Here is a 17,188-nt window from a genome sequence, read left to right as displayed (position 1 = left end):
TTGCCGCTTTGTTAGCCGCCTATTTTGGTTAAGTTGTCGTATCATTGGCCGTTTGATTTGAGCCTAGCTATAGGGTTATGTTTTTGCTGAGCAATGGGCTGAGATGTGAGCTAAGGCATTAGTGCATCGCCGCTTAATTGCCAATACACTGTGATTGCCTTATTTTAGGGGCACTATTTTAGGCCACGATTTTTAACATCACTTTTTAGTCACTTTTTTAAAGTGTTTATTTACAGTGACGATTTTAATGTCAGTGGCCCTCTTGGATTGTTTTCTCTTATTTGTGTAGAAGCTTCTGCAGCTTAGATAAGACTCTCCTGTTTGCATAAGGAATGAAATGGCAAGCTTGATTCGTATTGTGCTGATTGATACGCACCTTCCGGGCGTGGTGGAACTCGCCCTTAATGGTCATACCAACATTTGTGGTACTAACGCCTCGGGTAAAACGACATTACAACGTCTAGTCCCTGTTTTTTATGGCGAATACCCAAGCCGAGTGGTGCCTTCGACCCGCGACAGTTTCGAGCGTTGGTATTTGCCACACGATTCAAGCTACATCATTTACGAATATCAAAAGGCCGATGGCTTACTGTATCAAGCCGTGTTGGCCTCGGCGGGCGATGGTAAGGGCGTTAACTATCGCTTTATCGCCAAAGGTTTTGAGCTAAGCGATTATATTAAATCGCAAAATGGCGACACTATTCTGTGCCACACCATGGCGGAATTAGGCCGTGATTTAAAACGTGCCGGCATCGCGACCACTAATTTGCTTAATACCCGTGAATATCGCGCCATTATTCAAAACGATCGCACCCTATTAAGCACGGGCAGCAACCGCAGCGAACTACGCGGTTATGCACGCCAATTTGCCCTGTGTGAGGGCGAGCATTCCCTGCGCCACATCGAAAAACTCGCTAAAGCGGTGCACTCCAAAGAAGGCAAGATGGAGACTGTCAAATCCATGATCGCCGCCATTTTAGAGGAGGACGGGGTTAATCCGCCCAGCTCACGTTTGAATCCGCAGCGCGTTGAAGCGTGGATCCGTGAGAGCCAACTTATCCAAGGCTTTGAAGTTATTCGTCCTGAGTTTGAAAAACTCGAACAAGAATTTAACCAACTGCTTAGCGCCGAACTGCGTTTATCGAGTTTATCCCGTGGTTATCGCAACGATGAAACCTTAGAAGCCGATCGCCAAGATATTCAGCAAACCTTATCTAAAGAACTGAATTTAAAGCTAAGATTGCTCGATGATGAATGGAAAGAGCAGCGCGATGAGCTCAATCTCGATTTATCGGCAGCTAAGGGCGATGTGGCAAAGTGCGAGTATGAGCTCGATGCCATTGAAGATCAGCATGCTGCCTTTTTAGATGCCAACATAGAGCAAGCCAAGGCCGATCTTGAGATACTGCCGAACTGGCGCACCGATGTTGAAAACCTAAGTGAACGCCATAAGCTGCAAACCGAGAAGCACCAAGACATTGAGGCGGCGTACAATGCTCGTCGCAGTAAGATTGGCGAGCAGTTAAACCGCGAGCTTGAAGGTTTGCATGCCGACCAAGACAAGCAGCGTGAAGCCCGCGATAAACAACGTGAAGTGGCGCGCACCGATATTGACGCCCTAGAGCTGCAATGGCGCAACCAAATGGATGCGGGCAAGGCTAGCTTTAGCGAGCAGGAATACCAATTCAAACTCACTGCCGCCGAGCTTAAATTGCGTGTTGATGGCGTGACTTACACCGAAGAAGAAAAGCTGAGTCTCGCGATTTTCGACGAACGTATTCACCGCGCCGACGAAGAACAAGAAAGCTGCAATGCCAAGGTTGAACGCTTAAGCAGCGATGAACGCAAGCTCAGAGCCAAACGTGACCAAGCCAACGAAGCCTTGCGTATTGCCACCTTAAGGGTGAATGAGCGTCAAACTGCGCTGGATGAACTGCACCACATGCTGTTCCCGCAATCCCACACCCTATTGGAGTTTCTGCGTAAAGAATCCCAAGGCTGGGAGCAAAGTTTAGGGAAAGTGATCGCGCCTGAACTACTGCATCGCACTGATTTACATCCAAGCTTAGTGACTGAATCGAGCGAAGCTTTCTTTGGCGTGCATTTAGATCTTAAAGCGATCGATGTGCCTGAATATGCCGCCTCCGAACAAGAGCTGCGTATTCGGTTAAGCAAAGCCGAAGAAGCCCACACTAGTGCCCAAGAAATGCAGGCCGAGGCCGAATCTCAGCTGGTGGCCATTAATGGCGAGTTGGATAATCTCAGCCGTGAACTGACCTTTGCCCGCACGGCGTACAAAAATAGCCGTGACGATCTGCGTCGCCTATTTGATGAAAAGCGCAGCGAGCAAGAGAAAATCAACAAAGCATTGAGCGAGCGCAAAGCCCATGCGGGACAAAGACTGACTCAACTCGATGGTGAGCTAAAACAACTTAAACATCAGCACGAACTCTGGCTCGAAGATCAAAAAGAGCAAGCGCTTGAAGCGCGCATGGAAAAGAATGCCTATTGGCAGGAAGTCATCGGCGCGCTCGACAACCAACTCGGCCAAATTAAAGCGACCATTGAAGGGCGCCGTGAAAGTGCCAAAATCGAGCAGAAAGCCTGCGAGACCTGGTACAAAAACGAGCTTAAATCCCGTGGTGTGGATGAGGATAATATCCTCAAACTCAAGCAACAAATTCGTGAGTTAGAAACCAAAATCAGCCGCGCCGAGCAGCGTCGCAGCGACGTACTGCGCTTCGACGATTGGTATCAGCACACTTGGCTTGCGCGCAAACCTAAACTGCAAACTCAGCTTAGCGATGTGAAGCGTGCGGTATCGGAAATCGATCAACAGCTTAAGGCGAAAACTCAGGATGTTAAGGCCCGTCGTCAACAACTTGAAACCGAGCGTAAAGTGTCCGATGCGGCGCAGGTTGAAGCTTCTGAAAACTTAACTAAGTTACGTGCCGTAATGCGTAAACTCGCCGAGCTTAAGTTACCGACCAATAACGAAGAAGCCCAAGGCAGCCTAGGCGAGCGTCTGCGCCAAGGTGAGGATTTGCTGCTAAAACGCGATTACCTGATGGGTTCGGTGAAGCAATATGTAGAGCATTTCGACTCAGTGATCGCCAGCAAGTCAGGTTCTGGCCTTGCGGAAACCTGGGAGCGTGCCCGCGAAGAATCGAGCTTTATCAACGACAAAGGCATTCGTCTGCTGGATTACCGTAAGTTAGTGCCACAGCTTGAGCAATTGCTGAACGTGATCGTGCCGCAATCGATTACTGCGCTGCGTGAGCAGGGGCGGATTTTCGGCGTCGACTTAACCGCTTTCTACGATGTGTTAGCCGATATCGACCGCCGCATCGCATCCCAAAGTGCGCGTATTACCCGCGAAGTGGGCGAAGAGTTATTCCTCGATGGCGTGTCTGAATCGGCGGTACGTATTCGCTCGCGCATCAGCGAGTTAGAGTTCTGGCCTGAGCTTGAACAGTTCGTCAAAGCCTTTAAACATTGGAAAGCCGATGGCTTTAATGGCTTGCCCGATGAGGATTACACCAACAGCATGCGCCGCGCCTTAGACATTATCGGCCGCGCCGCATTAACGGGGGGAATCTCTAAGTTACTGGAAATCGAGCTGCGCCTTAAAGAAGGTAACAGCGACTTAATTATCCGCACCGACAGACAGCTTAACGAATCCTCAAGTCACGGTATGGCGTATCTGATTTTGTGTAAGTTCTTGTTGGCATTCACGCGCTTGCTGCGTGGACGCGCCGATGTGACCATTCACTGGCCAATTGATGAGTTGGGCACTTTGCACCATACCAACGTGAAGAAGATTTTCGACGCCTGCGAAAACAATAATATTTGTGTGCTGGGCGCCTTCCCGAACCCTGAGTCTGAGGTGCTGAACTTGTTCGCCAACCGTTACATTATCAACAAACAAACTAAGAAGTTGCAGGTGGTGAAGCCTAAGGTCAACCCAATTGCCGACATGTTGAATAAGCGTTTGTCGAAGGAGGCCATCTAATGAGTGATGCAACCCAAACCGTATTAGTTGGCACTGGCGCTTTGATTGAGCTGTTACTCAAGGGCGAGTTTATTTGTCGCACCACCAATGAAGAAGGCTGGCGCGCCCTTAAAAATAGCAGCACCCGCGAGCGGGTTGAAGCCTACTTAAACCAGATCAACCGTACCGTGGCGTCTGCCGCCGAAGGTGATGTGTTCTTCTGCGGTTATTTGCAGCTCGGCGATAGCGAGCGCAAAGTGATTTCATCGCAGTTTAAAGATATCTGTCAGGCATTGATCCCGCTGGTGGAATGGTTGGTATTAGTGCAAGAAGCCAGTGGCCAAGATGCGCCGCTGAGCGAAGGTGCGCCCGTGCGTTTAACCGAGCTGCAAAGCCGTATCGAAGACACGCCTGCGTTCCGTGAGCAGTTAGCCAAACTCAGCCAATATCGTCTATTTGGCTCGACTAGTACCAACAGCGATGCGCAAATCAAATTAGTCTTCAAACGCTTAGTCGAACTCGGCTATTTAGTGCGCCCCAATGCGGAGAAGCAAATCTATATCGCCACGGGCAAGCTGGATTATTTGTATGAAGTCATTCGGTTTATCGACGAAACCGAAGGTTTAAGCCTAGAAGCGCAGGCGGAAACAGCGACCCAGCGGGACTTAATCTAATGTTGGCACTGTTAAACCTAGGTAAAAGCTGTGACCAAGGAGGCCATGATGAGCAGTAACTTACATCAGGCGGGTGTGAAACTGCTCAAGCAGTTAGGTCGCCATGCTGACATCATTATGGACACCTATTTGGCGGGCTCTCTTAATGAGGATGCGCACGATCCAAGCGTGGTCGAAAAGCTTAAACAGGCGGGGATTTTATGGCGGCCAGAGCCAGATCAGGAGCTGCGGCTTAAGCGTTCTGTGCGAGCCTTGCTCGAAGAAGGCTTAAGTGACGAGCGCAATCGCCAAATCGACTCTAATGTCGGCTCCGCCTTAGCGACCATTAAAACCTTGGCCGACCATTACAAAGAGGCGCGTCATAGCTCAGATTACAGCGCGGCCGAGGCCTATTTATCAGATTTAAGCGAGCATGTTTATAGTTTCGCCGACAGTCTGCGTTATTCAATCCGGGTGCTCTGGGGCCGCATTAATAACGAGTTCGGTTACGTTGGTACGATCAACGCTAAGATCCGCGAAAACGAATTAGCTCAAAGCCAAGTGTCTGAATTGCTTAATGGCTTAGAGATGTTCCAGTTTAGTGAGCTAGGCGAAATTGCTGGCGATATCCGTGAACTGCGCAAGCTCTTAGTGACGACTTTGCAGGAAACTATGAGCGACTGCGCCCAGGAACTGAGCGTAGTGCAGGGGCGTTTACTCGAACTCTTAGGCCGCTTCAGACAAATCCGTGGCCGTACCCGTTTACTCAAGGGCTGGTTGCTCTACACTGATTTGCATCCGGATTATCGGCCTGCAGACCATGTGTCCCACAAGGAAATCCCGAGTCTATTCAATCGCGCTGAAATCTTGCTCGCGCCTGCTGCGGTAGATGTGCATAACGCCAGCCAAGAACTGGAGTTGATGGGCATAGTCGCGCACATTAAAGCTATCAGCCGTCATCCCGTGATTGCGGCGGTTCGTGAGCATGATGTGTCCGTTTCTATCACCCAAAGTGAAGACTTTGATGTGCCGGATAATCCGCTCAAACAAGCGGTGGATGAGTATTTCGTCGATGTGATTGAGTCTGGCCTGCGCCAATCGGCGCTGGAATATCTGGCGGATAAAGCACTGCCTTGGGACGCTGAAAGCTGGATTTATCAAGTGATTGGTGGCTACGAAGGTCTGCCCGATGAACACAAAGCGTATTTTGAGCTTGAGCCATTGGGCGAACCGCATCCCATCTATAGCGGCAACTTTATCATTCGCGATGTTGAGTTATGGCTCGCCTAGGCCAACAACAATTACAACTGTTGGAGAACGCTTTTATTAAGCGTTCTCCCAAGGTTAAGCTCACGGCTAACTGGCGCGCTATTTACCGCGAGTTAGAAGTGGGTGAGTTAGACGGATCCGAAAAGTATCTGTGTTTTGCGCCCAAAGATTTTGAACTGCTAAGGCAAAGCGTGTTGGCGTTAATGGGGCTTGATTTAAGGCAGCTTGATTTTAATGTCGATCGCATGGCGATGTCCGCCAAAAGTCACGATGAAAAGCTCGCTAAGATCCGCCCCGAAGCCGAATACGTTTTGATGAAGTATCTAGGTTTCGAATCTTCACCAACTGGGATTTCAACTCGCACATCACTGCGTATTCCTTTGGATGAAGCACAAAAGCATTGCCATGAACTCAATGTCGCAGCCATCCTAGTGGTTGAAAATTTAGATGTATTTGATGTTATCCATCAAGCGCGTTTGCCACAGGATTTAACCCATGTGATGGTTATCTACCGTGGTAGCGGTCATCATTCCCCGATTGGCGTGCGGCATTTTTTGCAAGCGATGGCAAATAAATTACCGATCATTGCCTTTACCGACTTAGATCCCGCAGGGTTACAAATCGCCCATACCTTAATGGGCGTGACCCATTGCCTTGTGCCACAACTTGCGCTGACAGCACCTGCTGAGTTATTGGCAATAGCACAAATTAATTCTACTGATGATTTCGACAAGCAAGCGAAACAGGCTAAGTATTTGCAAAATGCCGAGTTAAAGCATTGGCAAAAATTAGCCGTTTGGCTAAATCAACACTGTATTAGTATCAAACAGCAGCACCTGCTGCATCATCGGCTTGAGCTAGTACTACTGGCATACAGTTAACCTTTATCCTTCTCCATATCTCTGTAAAATGCGATATAAGTGGTTTTAAATGCTAATTAAAGTATTTATTCAGTTTTTAAATCTAGAGTTATCCCAATAAAATCCGTTAATCGTGATTTTTTTGTTTTAATTCTGTTATTATTTTGATTTTAAAATAAAGTGGTCAACTGGTTGTTTATTATTCAGTTGTTTTTATTTTATTTAAAATCATATTGATATAAGTTTTTTGTGATGTGTTTTGCTTAATTTGAAATTAAATAAGTAAATTTATTCATTGAATTAACGGCTAGCATGTTTCACTATCCCCGCCTGAGCCAAAAATGGATTGGCAATTGTGCTCATCATGGAAGATGAATAACAAATAAATGACCTTTCTGGGGAAACCACAAGCATGATGAAATCACTTTCGACGCGGATCTTTATTGGTCTGTTTGCCGGCCTTATTTTCGGCACAATAGTGCAATACTTCTTAAACGATATCGGTTTTTTCTCGGGTAATTTAGTCGAGCTTGCCGGTGGCGTTGGCACTATGTTCGTCAATATGATCATGATGTTGGTTGTGCCACTCGTGTTCGTGAGTATCGTTTGCGGTGTCTGTGAGCTGCAAGATCTCAAAAGCTTTGGTCGTTTGGGCGGTAAGACCTTCGGTTTTTATATCATCAATACTGTCGTCGCAATCGCGACCGCATTATTAGTGGTGCTGCTACTCGAACCCGGTAAAGGTGTAGATATGAGCAGCACGGATGGCGTAGCGATTACAGCAACTGAATTGCCAAGCCTGATGGCGCTGGTGATCGACATAGTCCCGCGTAATCCTGTGACGGCTTTTATGTCGGGCAATATGCTGCAAGTGATCTTCATGGCTTTATTGCTGGGCGGCGTCATTAAGTCCCTTGGTGAGCATGTTGCGGGTGCTGTCCAAGGTTTTCAAACCGCCAATATAATCATGATGAAATTGATTTCTGTGGTGATGAGTCTTGCGCCCTATGGTGTATTTGCCTTGATGTTTAAACTCGGCGCGACCTTAGATGCCGGTGTGTTTATGAGTGTAGTTGAGTATATGGTGCTGATCCTCGCGCTGTTGCTACTGTGGATTTTTGTGGTTTATCCTATGGCAGTGGGGATATTTACCCCAATTTCAGCCAAAACCTTCCGCGAGAAGACCCAAGAGCAAGTGCTGTTTTCACTCTCGACCGCAAGCTCAAATGCGACGATTCCCGTGACCATGCGTACTTTAACGGACAAGTTAGGCGTGAACCGCGCTGTTGCTGGTTTTGGCGTACCGCTGGGGGCGACCATGAACATGGGCGGTGTGGCGATTTATATCACTATTGCGATTTTCTTTGTCGCCAACGCCTTTGGCATGCCCATTACCACTGAGCAATTGCCTTCGCTGTTATTTAGTGTCTTCCTATTATCTGTCGGTGCGGGCGGTGTTCCCGGTGGCGGCATGGTGATGATAGGCGTGTTAATCCATCAAATGGGATTACCGATTGAAGCCTTTGCCATAGTGGCAGCGCTGGATCGTATTATTGATATGGTGCTGACGTCCTGTAACGTGGTCGGTGATACTGCGGTGTTGACCATAGTGGATCAAACCGAGAAAGTGCATCAGCTTGAGTCGGTGAAGAGTTAATGTGCCACTAAGTCGTATTCTATAAAAACAAAAGCCATTGAAAACAGTGGCTTTTGTTTAATATTCTCTATGCTGGTATTGATGCGTTGCTAGGCTAGCATCAACTATGTTAGCTAATTACTTAGTGCGAGTAATTTTATCCAGATAGCCCATGGCAAAGGCTGATAATACAAAGGTGATGTGTATTAACAGATACCACATGATTTTGTCGTTATCGATATTCTTCACATCCATAAAGATTTTCAGTAGGTGAATAGACGAAATCGCCACAATCGACGCCGCCACTTTGTTTTTCAGTGAGCCAGAATCTAATTTACCCAGCCAACTTAGCTTCTCACTGTCTTCGCCCACATCCAGCTGCGAGACGAAATTCTCATAGCCAGAAAACATCACCATCACAATCAGGCCGCCGACGAGGGTGATATCAATCAAGGACAGGGTCACCAGCACTAAATCCACTTCAGTCATCTCAAAAATGATCGGCAGAATATGGAAGATCTCTTGGAAGAATTTAATGCCTAAGCCCAATAAAACAAAGCTGAGTCCCAAATAAATTGGCGCCATAATCCAGCGCGATGCATACATTAATTTTTCAAATATTTGTTCCATAATCCATTAAACCCTTTATCTAAAATGCGGTAAAAAATCGAGTCACTAATGACTAAAACAGTAACATAATGCACTTTATGCGTGCTATTACCCAATCACAAGGGCGTGAGTTACATGCTGTTATTGTGTTTTTTTGTAACCTCTGTGGTTATTTAACCCTATTTGGGTGTTAGTAGCACCACATCGTTTAATTTGCTCTGCCTTTGATATGTCTGATCGTCGCTTTTTTCAACCTAATACCAAGCAAATTCAGCCATGGATAATCATTTTTCTCGGCATTTTAGGGCTTTGATGAAGGAAGTGACATTTGTCATCCTAGATTGCTGACAACTCACACTGCCGTGATGGACATTTTACGCAGATACTTAAGTCATCTAAACAAGGAGGCTTAATCATGCAACATAAATCACTGGACCAACAATTAATCGAATACCGTCAACAACGTGCTTTAGCTATGCCCTTATCCGGCATGATTGTGTGGAGCTTATTGTTTGTATTGAGCTTTGTATTACCTCCTTCGCAGTTGGTGATGGCGGTCTTTATCGGTACTGGTTCTATTATCTACCTTGCCATGGGTATTTCGCGGCTGACAGGCGAGAATATCTCGTTTAAGAAAAGCGCTGAGCGTAATTGGTTTGAGACTGTGTTTCTCGCTGCGATGGGGATGAGTTTTTTAACCTTTAGCATCAGTATTCCCTTTTTTATGGAAAATTATCAGGCTTTGCCTTTCGCCCTTGCGGTGCAAACAGGTTTAATGTGGTTAGTCCACGGTGTTTTAGCTGCGCAAAAGGTGGCCATAGTGCATGCGATAGTGCGCACCTTAGCCTGTGTTGCAGCTTTCATGCTCTGGCCCGAGCTGAGCTTTCAAATTCAGCCTCTAATCGTGGTGTTTTGTTATGGTTTTTCAATTCCTGTGATGCAGCGCCGTTGGAAGATTCAGCAAAATCTGTGTGCTAGCAATTAGTGGGTTATCTTTGGGTTATTGTGTAGATTTTGGCTTTGCGGCCTAATGGCCGAGGTGAATCAAAGTCGTGGGGCTTCACCCCACACCCGACCAAGGAGGACTGCTCGTCCTATCCTCCTTGGATTCTCCAAGACGCTCCCAACGGAGTTGAAAGCCCCTTGGGCATTTAGCGTCCTTATGCTATCGCGTCAGACGCTCATCCCTGATTCGACTGACGCTATCTCGGCATCCATGCCTCGCTCACGCAACGAACGCAAATGCCCTGCGGCAACTCCGAGGGGAGGGTGAACTTCTGTGATCTCGGTGTTGGCCGTTAATCCCAAAAGAGTTATGTCCCATCTTTCGTTAGTATGTAAATATATTTACACTTGTTTACTTTAAAACCCTTATTTAAATATTTCTTTAATTTTTGCTAATGAACTGACTGTTTTATCTAAACCTTCATGTGCTGGAGTTTTATCACCGTGTTTCTTATCCAGAGTGTCAGAAGCATTTGAAGCAACTGCATCAATAGCTGCACTCAGTAGTTTATGAAGTAGTTCCTCTTTTCTCTCTTCACCTAAGCTATCGATTTGATTTTTGAAGCTTTGATAAGATTTTGCTAAGGCTTCTTTATGTGCATATTCTTGTTGAAGTCGTTGCGCTTCGCTTCTCCGTTTTGAAGCAAAAAGTGCAAGCCATAATACAGGTAAAATTATGGGTAATTTATGAGTGAAGTTACTCAATAAATTTCTAATGTCCGTAACATCAACAAATTTTATTACTTCGTTTGCAGTCCAGAGACTGTCAATTGTAGAAATAAAAGCTGTTATGGACAGAATTAAGATTGAAAGGTAAAACAATATAGAATATTGCTTTATTGGCTTTGCAAATGATTTCCTCATTGCTCGATATGCAGCCGCTAAGCCTGCACTGGTTGCGCCGGGGAGGAGTTCTTCAATTTGCTCATTGAGTGCTAAATATCTGTCTTCTTGTTTAGTTTTGAAATCGTCTAGGTCTTTCTGTCTTGATGTTATTTCACTTTTCAACCCTCCAATAGAATTGCCATCTTTATCTTTTCTTCCTATGACATCATTATAAAATGTACTTAAATATGAGAGCTGTTTTTCAGCATTATGGAGTAATTCATCAATTTCTTTAGCTTGCTTTTTAACATCTTCTTTTGCTAAAGATACTTGCGATATAATTGAATCGCTGCCGTTTTCCAATAGTTCTGAGTGATATTCAGTTATTTGTTGGTAGTATTTTTCTAGAGTTGATACCATCTCATTTATTTTAGTTTGAATTGCTTCTTCATATTCAGTGCCATCAAAGTATTCTTGCCTTAACTTTTCAATATCTTCATGTGTAGCTTTTAACTCTTTAAACTGATTTTCGAATTTATTTTTTTGTTCTATAAATTCATCTGAGACATCCTTAAATTCTCTATGGTATTCCAAAGCTTGATGCTTAAATGTTTTTAGCCCATCAGAAATGGATTTTTGATAACTACGAAATCCAGCATGAGCAGCTTGCGCTGCTTCTCCTGACTCTACAACATACGGTCTAACATAAGTTAGTAGATTATCTGCATTAGTATTAGCATTGACAATATGTTGAATATTTCTATTGTTATAGTAATTTGCCACTTCCATCACACAAGGTTGACATTGGTTGTAGAAGTTTGTCCATGTTGAAGTTGGTACAAGTTCTTGATCTATTACTTTAATTAATTGATCAAGGTAGTTTACAACCTTTTTTAATCGAGCCACCTCTTCCACATCCGTTGTAATGCTTTCATCGTCAACTTGTATGTCCTCGAGCTTTTCTTTTAATTCAAGCCAAAGTTTTTGAAATGGATGAATGTCAAATTGTTCTTGCCAACGACTCATTATTAAAACTCCTAATTGATTTTAGTTAAATCTTAGCAATTTTTAGCGTTGAAAAAGTTCTTTATTTATTGTCTCATTAATAATTTATCATTTCTAAATAATTCGCTGGTCATGATTGCAATCTTTACATGTTAGAGTGTAAATCTCATTGCGTTTTTTTATTTTGATATTTTTGCTTTGGCACTGTGGGCAGGCTTGTTTCATTGGCGTGTTTTTAGTGCATTGGTTGCATTTGATGTAGTAACCAAACTTACCGTACATTGGGGTGTAGTTTGTTGATTCTCCGCAATGTTTACAGCTAAGAATGCTGTGTGTAGTAGATTGCGTTATTGCTTGGGTTTGAGCTTCAACTGCTTTGTTAACTTCAAAGTGTGCGATAGGCTCTCTGACTTGTTGTGTCTGCGGGAGCGTTATTTCATTGGTTGATTTATGTGGTTCTATATGTCGATCGATTAAGAAATTGGTAATGGAATTGAGTTCTTGTTGATTAAAGTCGGGGCGGGTGTCGCTTACATTTATAATGCGCATGAACTTGCTTTTAAGATTCATGATTTTTTCAAGTTTATCGACTAAAAACTCTGTTTTAACTAACAACTCAGAAATGGCCGTTGGCATAGTATCTCTGTTGATTACCGCATCACTTGAGACCGCGCACACATGGTTCCAGCAACGCATACTAAAACTTTGTTGTCTTATACCAAGTAATTTTCCTAGAATTTCACTTCTATGCTGTTTTAGCATTTCTTTAAGCAGTGCTTGTTGTAGTTCAACTTGCTTGATAGGAGACGGCATACCAAACCATTTACTTCCGTGACTGCGAGTCCATTCACCCTGTTGGTTCACATCCACATGGCCTTTTATGCTTTTAGATTCAATTAAAACAAAGCCATAGGGGTAAATGATTAAGTGATCAATTTGCGCGGTTTCGTCATTAAAGGTGAATCGAAAATCATTGATAACCAACACTTCAGGATGATCTTTGAAGGCGCGGCGCAAATAGTAGGCAACATCCTGTTCTTGTTTTTGACCCGCAATCGTTTGTGGTGTTTGGGAATTTTGAAGTGTTTTAGTTTTTAGAATCATTTATCAACAGCATCCATTCATAACTTGATAATAATCAGCCTCATAATACCCACTTTGCCATTGAAAGATAAAGACAAAAATCGCTAAACGTTAACGTAGCTCAAAGATGGGAAAGTACAAATCTTTGGGGAGTTACAGCCAACACAGAAGTTACAGAAGTTCACCTTCCCCTGCGAAGTTGCTGAAGGGCGTTGAAGAAAATCGCGTGACCCAGACAGGACGTCTGCGTAGCTTTCGGGGGGAAGGGACGCCCCATCGGAAGCGTTAGCGATTTTCGAATAAGCACGAAGCCAGTATTCAATGCATGTAACTTCGCTAGGGGCGTCTTGGAGAATCCAAGGAGGATAGGACGAGCAGTCCTCCTTGGTCGGGTGTGGGTTGAAGAACCACGACTTTGATTCACCTCGGCCGTTAGGCCGTAATTATTAATCGCGATTCACAGCGATAACTTTGTTCGCGAGACACCAAACAAATCATCACAATTGATTGAGGGTGAAGCCCCATGACGTTAAACTTCTCGGCCGTAAGGCCGCAATTACTCCGGCGGTAAAGCCGTATAAAACCCAAATGTCGCATTCTGCGACAAAAAAGCCACTGTGGTCAGTGGCTTTCATCATAAAAATCAAAATCTAAGCGATTCGGCTTACTCTATATTTGGTTCTTCGCTGTAATCGATACCATGATAGCTCAGGCAAGCGTCGACTTCGTTGCTGCTGCCTAGGATGACAGCAACACGTTGGTGAATTTGTGTTGGTTGAATATCCAAAATGGTTTCATAACCCGTTGAGGCTTTACCGCCAGCTTGCTCGACTAAGAAAGCCATTGGATTGGCTTCGTACATCAAGCGCAGTTTGTACGGTTTTTTAGGATCTTTATTGTCGGTTGGGTAAGTGAAAATACCACCGCGAGATAGCACGCGGTGTACATCGCCGACCATGGCCGCAATCCAGCGCATGTTGAATGATTTTTCGCGTGGGCCAATTTTACCGAGCAGTAAATCGGCAATATAGGTCTGCATTGGCGCTTCCCAAAAACGCTGGTTCGACATGTTAATGGCAAATTCGGCTGTGTCTGGGCTAATGCTCATGGCGGCATTCGTCAGTAAAAACTCATTGGTTTCTGGGTGCAAAGTAAAGAGTTGCACGCCTTGGCCTGTGGTTAATGCCAGCATGGTCGATGGACCATAAAGTACATAACCTGCGGCTAATTGCGCACGGCCAGATTGTAAAAAGCTGGTTTCAGTCAGCTCGCCAGCAGGGGCGGGCAGGACGGAGAAAATGGTGCCGACTAATGAGTTAATATCGATATTAGATGAGCCATCAAGTGGATCGAAACACACCAGATATTGACCATTTTGGCTGACTTCAACCACATGATCTTCTTCTTCCGACGCCAAACCGCGCACTGTACCGTCAGCTTTTAAAGCATCTTTAAGCATATCGTTGGTGATGATATCCAGTTTTTTCTGGGTTTCACCTTGGACGTTTTCTTGCTCAGTCGCGCCTAACACGCCCGCAAGTGCACCGTGGCGAACGGCATGGCTAATGGCTTTTGAGGTGTCGGCTAAGGTTAAAATCAAGTGAGAGAGGGAGTCGTTCACTGCCTGTGAGGTCAGGTGCTGGGCCAGAGTCTGCATGTTATGTCCTTTAGAGGTTCAACAATGAGGTCAATTTCGTTATTTGCCGCGAATGATAACTCAGTTAGTCGACAATTTCAGTGATGTTGCTGATGCTTTTAGCGAATATTAGGGCTTTTTGGGATTATTTGGATTGGGCTTGGCGCAAGGGCCTAATTTGTATCGGCATATTGCATGCTATTTCTATTTAGGGTTTGCCTCTGGCACAATGTCGGCTTGTTTTTAATCGCTGACATCTTAGGCGATTATGCTCCCAAGGAATAATAATGATTAAAAATAGGTTAACTTGGTTCCCTGTGTGCTCACTTAAGGTGCGCGCCGTTCCCCTACTGATAGCGAGCCAAATGGCCATGATTTCGACAGCTATGTTTTCAATTACCCCAGCTTTTGCAATGGAAGGCGGCAAACTGCCACTGACGATTGAGCGAATGAATGCCTCGCCCGCATTAGCGGGCACCAGTCCTCGAGGTTTGAAATTGTCACCCGATGGTCAGCGCGTCACTTATCTTGCGGGCCGTAAAGACAATCAAAACTTTTATGATCTCTGGCAGATGGATGTAAAGACGGGCAAATCTAGCCTATTGCTCAATGCCGATAAGTTGGCAAGCAATGAATTATCCGATGAAGAAAAGGCCCGCCGCGAACGCCAACGTATTTATGGCGAAGGCATTATGGAGTACTTCTGGGCCGATGATAGCCAAGCGCTATTAATTCCGGCTGCTGGTAATCTGTATTATTTTTCATTAGTGGATAACAGAGTCAGCCAACTTCCCATTGGCGAAGGGTTTGCCACAGATGCGCGCCTATCACCCAAGGGACATTTTGTGTCTTTCGTGCGGGATCAAAATCTGTATGTGTTAGATCTGGCGACCAAAAAACTCCAAGCTATGACAACCGATGGCGGCGGGGCGATTAAGAATGCCATGGCCGAGTTTGTCGCTCAGGAGGAAATGGATCGCATGACGGGTTATTGGTGGGCGCCCGATGAATCGGCCATCGCATTTACTCGTATTGATGAGTCCGGTGTCGAGCAAGTAACCCGTAACGAAATCTATGCTGACGGTATTAAACTTACTGAGCAGCGCTATCCCTATGCCGGCAAAAACAATGTCGACATCGCCCTCGGTGTGGTCACGTTAAAAGATAAGGCTATCAATTGGGTGAAGTTGCGCGAAGATCATAGCGAAGAGAATAGTGCAGACAAGAGCAAAGATATTTACCTGCCGCGGGTCGATTGGTTGCCCGATAGCAAACATTTGTCGTTCCAGTGGCAGAGCCGCGATCAACATCAGCTAGATTTGCAACTGGTGGCGTTAGATTCACTGGCTAAGCCAAAAACCTTAGTGAAAGAACGCAGTAACGCTTGGGTGAACCTTAATAACGATCTGCACTTTTTAAAACAGCAATCGGCTTTTATTTGGGCATCTGAGCGTGACGGCTTTAATCATCTGTATCTTTTTGACTTAAAAGGCAAACTTAAAACGCAATTGACTCAGGGCGAGTGGGCTGTCGATGCGTTGGAATACATAGATGAAACCGCTGGTTGGGTATATTTCACTGGCCGCAAAGATACGCCAATCGAGAAACAACTTTATCGCGTGCCTTTAGCGGGTGGCAAGGTTGAGCGGGTAAGCAAGCAAGCGGGCATGCACGATCCTGTGTTTGCCGACAATCAAAGTGTGTATCTGGATTATTTCAATAGCTTATCTCAGCCACCGCAAATCAGTTTACACGGTGACAAGGGCCAGCAACTGGCTTGGGTTGAGCAAAATGAAGTCAAGCAAGGCCATCCTTTATATGACTATGCGGGTCTGTGGCAACTCCCTGAATTTGGTGAACTGAAAGCCGAAGATGGCCAAGTGTTACAAACCCGTTTATTCAAACCTGTGCCGTTTGATGCGAGCAAGAAATACCCCGTCGTTGTGCGGGTTTACGGTGGGCCGCACGCCCAGTTAGTGACCAACAGTTGGAGCGAGCAGGACTACTTTACCCAGTATCTTGTGCAACAAGGGTACGTAGTATTCCAATTAGATAACCGCGGCAGCGCCCACAGGGGCACAAAGTTTGAGCAAGTGATTTATCGTCACTTGGGCGAAGTTGAAGTCAAGGATCAAAAAGTGGGAGTGGACTATTTACGGAGTCTGCCATTTGTCGATGCCGATAATGTAGCAATTTACGGCCACAGCTACGGTGGTTACATGGCCTTGATGAGTCTATTTAAGGCGCCAGATTACTTTAAAGCCGCGATTTCTGGCGCACCTGTAACCGACTGGCGCTTGTATGACACCCATTATACTGAGCGTTACTTAGCCCATCCTGAGGGGAATGAAAAAGGTTATGAAGCCAGCAGTGTGTTCCCTTATGTGAAAAACTATCAAGCGGGTTTGTTGATGTATCACGGCATGGCCGATGATAACGTCTTGTTTGAAAACAGCACTCGGGTTTATAAGGCGTTGCAGGATGAGGGCAAACTGTTCCAGATGATCGATTATCCTGGATCTAAACATTCGATGCGTGGCGAGAAAGTGCGTAATCACTTATATCGCTCACTGGCCGATTTCCTCGATAGGCAGTTGAAAAACGCCAAATAGCAGG

General features: G+C 45.4%; 11 protein-coding genes. 7 read left to right on the top strand and 4 right to left on the bottom strand.

Features of this window, described 5'->3' with window-relative positions:
• Positions 1-337 precede the first annotated feature (337 nt).
• The 5 genes from L5L98_RS07570 (at position 338) to L5L98_RS07550 (ending at position 8,430) form a co-directional block, all read left to right on the top strand.
• On the top strand, positions 338-4,012 hold the full coding sequence (locus L5L98_RS07570; RefSeq protein ID WP_263139741.1) for an ATP-binding protein: 3,675 nt from the start codon (positions 338-340) through the stop codon (positions 4,010-4,012).
• On the top strand, positions 4,012-4,665 hold the full coding sequence (locus L5L98_RS07565; RefSeq protein WP_006080105.1) for a hypothetical protein: 654 nt from the start codon (positions 4,012-4,014) through the stop codon (positions 4,663-4,665). Before L5L98_RS07570 ends, L5L98_RS07565 begins: the two co-directional genes overlap by 1 nt.
• A 48-nt stretch (positions 4,666-4,713) precedes the next feature.
• The gene (locus tag L5L98_RS07560) at positions 4,714-5,934 is read left to right on the top strand and encodes a phosphoenolpyruvate carboxylase (RefSeq protein WP_131525493.1); all 1,221 of its coding nucleotides are present in this window, start codon (positions 4,714-4,716) and stop codon (positions 5,932-5,934) included.
• Positions 5,922-6,794: a Wadjet anti-phage system protein JetD domain-containing protein gene (locus L5L98_RS07555; protein ID WP_263139736.1), complete on the top strand. Its 873-nt coding sequence runs from the start codon at positions 5,922-5,924 to the stop codon at positions 6,792-6,794. The genes L5L98_RS07560 and L5L98_RS07555 overlap by 13 nt, the downstream gene beginning before the upstream one ends.
• A 391-nt stretch (positions 6,795-7,185) precedes the next feature.
• Positions 7,186-8,430 carry a dicarboxylate/amino acid:cation symporter gene (locus tag L5L98_RS07550; protein WP_263139733.1) on the top strand — a complete coding sequence of 415 codons (1,245 nt, stop codon included), beginning with the start codon at positions 7,186-7,188 and terminating at the stop codon, positions 8,428-8,430.
• Between the two features lie 117 nt (positions 8,431-8,547).
• On the opposite strand, the gene L5L98_RS07545 is transcribed toward L5L98_RS07550, so the two are convergent.
• Positions 8,548-9,039, bottom strand: coding sequence for a TIGR00645 family protein (locus tag L5L98_RS07545; RefSeq protein WP_105250244.1), 492 nt, complete (start codon positions 9,037-9,039; stop codon positions 8,548-8,550).
• A 394-nt stretch (positions 9,040-9,433) separates the two neighbouring features.
• On the opposite strand from L5L98_RS07545, the gene L5L98_RS07540 reads away from it, so the two are divergent.
• Complete coding sequence (locus L5L98_RS07540; RefSeq protein ID WP_263139730.1) at positions 9,434-10,003, top strand: DUF7010 family protein; 570 nt, start codon at positions 9,434-9,436, stop codon at positions 10,001-10,003.
• 386 nt (positions 10,004-10,389) lie between these two features.
• Here L5L98_RS07540 and L5L98_RS07535 read toward each other — a convergent pair whose 3' ends face one another.
• The 3 genes from L5L98_RS07535 to L5L98_RS07525 all read right to left on the bottom strand — a co-directional run bounded on the left by L5L98_RS07535 (position 10,390) and on the right by L5L98_RS07525 (position 14,593).
• A complete protein-coding gene (locus L5L98_RS07535; protein WP_263139728.1) occupies positions 10,390-11,874 on the bottom strand; it encodes a hypothetical protein in 1,485 nt (494 codons plus the stop codon).
• 93 nt (positions 11,875-11,967) lie between these two features.
• Positions 11,968-12,957 (bottom strand): nuclease-related domain-containing protein, encoded by a 990-nt coding sequence (locus tag L5L98_RS07530; protein WP_263139727.1) that lies wholly within the window; start codon positions 12,955-12,957, stop codon positions 11,968-11,970.
• Between the two features lie 643 nt (positions 12,958-13,600).
• Positions 13,601-14,593: a class 1 fructose-bisphosphatase gene (locus tag L5L98_RS07525; protein ID WP_263139725.1), complete on the bottom strand. Its 993-nt coding sequence runs from the start codon at positions 14,591-14,593 to the stop codon at positions 13,601-13,603.
• A gap of 266 nt (positions 14,594-14,859) precedes the next feature.
• Between L5L98_RS07525 and L5L98_RS07520 the strand changes: the two genes are divergently transcribed.
• Positions 14,860-17,184 carry a S9 family peptidase gene (locus L5L98_RS07520; protein WP_263139723.1) on the top strand — a complete coding sequence of 775 codons (2,325 nt, stop codon included), beginning with the start codon at positions 14,860-14,862 and terminating at the stop codon, positions 17,182-17,184.
• Positions 17,185-17,188: the final 4 nt, after the last annotated feature.

The organism is Shewanella sp. SM23, assembly GCF_025654295.1.
In the GTDB taxonomy this organism is placed as follows: domain Bacteria; phylum Pseudomonadota; class Gammaproteobacteria; order Enterobacterales; family Shewanellaceae; genus Shewanella; species Shewanella oncorhynchi.
The sequence above is the reverse complement of the archived record's forward strand: the minus strand, read 5'-3'. Positions and strand labels throughout refer to the sequence as shown.